The sequence below is a fragment of the Bartonella sp. AP258QHHD genome, assembly GCF_042196145.1.
Lineage (GTDB): Bacteria > Pseudomonadota > Alphaproteobacteria > Rhizobiales > Rhizobiaceae > Bartonella.
Genome location: NZ_JBHIPR010000039.1, coordinates 1,289 through 2,914, shown reverse-complemented (window position 1 = coordinate 2,914; position 1,626 = coordinate 1,289). Strand labels below are relative to the sequence as shown.

The following is a 1,626-nucleotide window of genomic DNA, read 5'->3' as shown; positions in this document are numbered from 1 at the left end:
TTTTTTTGTTATTGTTAATGTTAATGTTATTGTGCATTTCCAAGCATTGCTCGTGCATTGCATATGCATTGCACGTGCATTGCTCATGCATTGCACGTGCATCATCATTACTTTTATCTTTGTTTTTATCCCATCTAGCTTTTGCTGCTTTTGAAGCCTTTTCCGAAGCTTTATCTAAATTCTCATTAGAGTTATTGAGTTCTTCTTCAACATCTAAATTCCATAAGCGACCATCTGCTAAACGAATGAGATATCCTTCTTCAAGCAAAACATTCAGTGCCGCTTCAAACTTCTTTACTGAATAACCAGTGTAATGAGATAAAACTTTAATATTATAAAAAAGAGGTTCACCAGTACGCAACATACGTAACCGTAATCGCATATAGATATTACCCTCTACAGCAGGCAAATAATCAACAACCATTGCCCACTTATCTGCAAAAAACCTTGTCCATGGCAACTTAGTTGACATGTATTCCCTCCTCTCTTTTCTTACTCCACCTTGCTAAAGCGGCTTTCGAAGCTCTCTCTGAAAATTTGCTAATGCTATAATCAAAGGCTACTGACCTATGCCATAAGCTGCCATTCTCTAAACGCGTGATATGACCAGTGCTTATTAAAGTCTCTAATGTCTTTTGAAACGTTCTTAGTGAACACCCACACCAACTTGATAAATAAGACGCATTATTTATAAGAGGCGCTTTCCTATCATTCATTAGCAACACAAGTGTTGTATAAACAGCCTTCTCGGTCGCTTTTAATCCCATAAGATCCTTTAAAAAATGATCTGTACTAAATTTTACAAACGCTACTTTATTATTGGACATCATTTGAGATCTCCCTTTCTTTAACTAAATGTAAAATTGCTAAAGCATCTGCTTCATTATCATCACATGGCTTGTGCCCTTTAATACACATTGCCTCTATCATCTCTTCTTTCGACGCATTCCCCTTCCCCGTCGTCGCTTTCTTAATCGTACTTACCGGTATCCCCTCATACGGTATCTGATGATGTTCACACCACGCCGTTAATGTTGCTAATAAACCACCGTAAATATGCGCTGCATCGGTTCCAACATGACGCCTAACCTCTTCAAAATACACCGCGTCAATGCCACCGGCTGTCTGCTTTATTTCATTAAGCCATTGCTTAAAGCGTAAATAACGCATTCCACCGCCTTCAAAACGACGGGTTTGAAAATTAACAGTACCACTTATGATACCACCGTCCCCTCCACGTATCGCCCACCCCATCTTCGTACCTAGATCAAAGCAAAGGATTGTATGAAGCATAAAATAATCCTCAAAAAACAATTAAAGCTTCTTTTGGGACCTATTTCTTATCCCCTCATTCTTCCTAAGTTTATCCTCTAGATCCCATATTATTCTTTTTTGTTTAATTATCTCATCTGTAAGCTTTTCTGACTGTTTAAAATAGTGATAAACCTCATAGAGCAAATACAAATTAGTCGTTATGGAAAGAATTGTTGCTACTGTACTCATCTCTATCTCCTCACTTACCCTTCTTCTTACTCTTCTTATTCTTATGAGGCGGCGCTTTTACTGCTTCACCACGCTGTTTAAGCTCTTGTGTAAGTCTCTCAATTTCCTTATCACGCGATTGGA

3 protein-coding genes are annotated in these 1,626 nt (G+C 38.2%); all 3 read right to left on the bottom strand.

Annotation, left to right across the window (positions count from 1 at the left end):
* The coding region (locus tag ACFIMM_RS03930) for a DUF1376 domain-containing protein (RefSeq protein WP_375692629.1) at positions 1-472 on the bottom strand (472 nt) is incomplete at its 3' end.
* Positions 462-827, bottom strand: a complete 366-nt coding sequence (locus ACFIMM_RS03925; protein WP_375682617.1) for a DUF1376 domain-containing protein — start codon at positions 825-827, stop codon at positions 462-464. The genes ACFIMM_RS03930 and ACFIMM_RS03925, both read right to left, overlap by 11 nt.
* Entirely contained in the window at positions 817-1,293 is a 477-nt protein-coding gene (locus ACFIMM_RS03920; RefSeq protein ID WP_375682615.1) for a crossover junction endodeoxyribonuclease RuvC, read from the bottom strand. Before ACFIMM_RS03920 ends, ACFIMM_RS03925 begins: the two co-directional genes overlap by 11 nt.
* Positions 1,294-1,626: the final 333 nt, after the last annotated feature.

Excerpts from the sequence above, each read along its gene's own strand:
- ACFIMM_RS03920 (WP_375682615.1), bottom strand. The coding sequence starts at position 1,293 with ATGCTTCATACAATCCTTTGCTTTGATCTAGGTACGAAGATGGGGTGG.
- ACFIMM_RS03925 (WP_375682617.1), bottom strand. The coding sequence starts at position 827 with ATGTCCAATAATAAAGTAGCGTTTGTAAAATTTAGTACAGATCATTTT.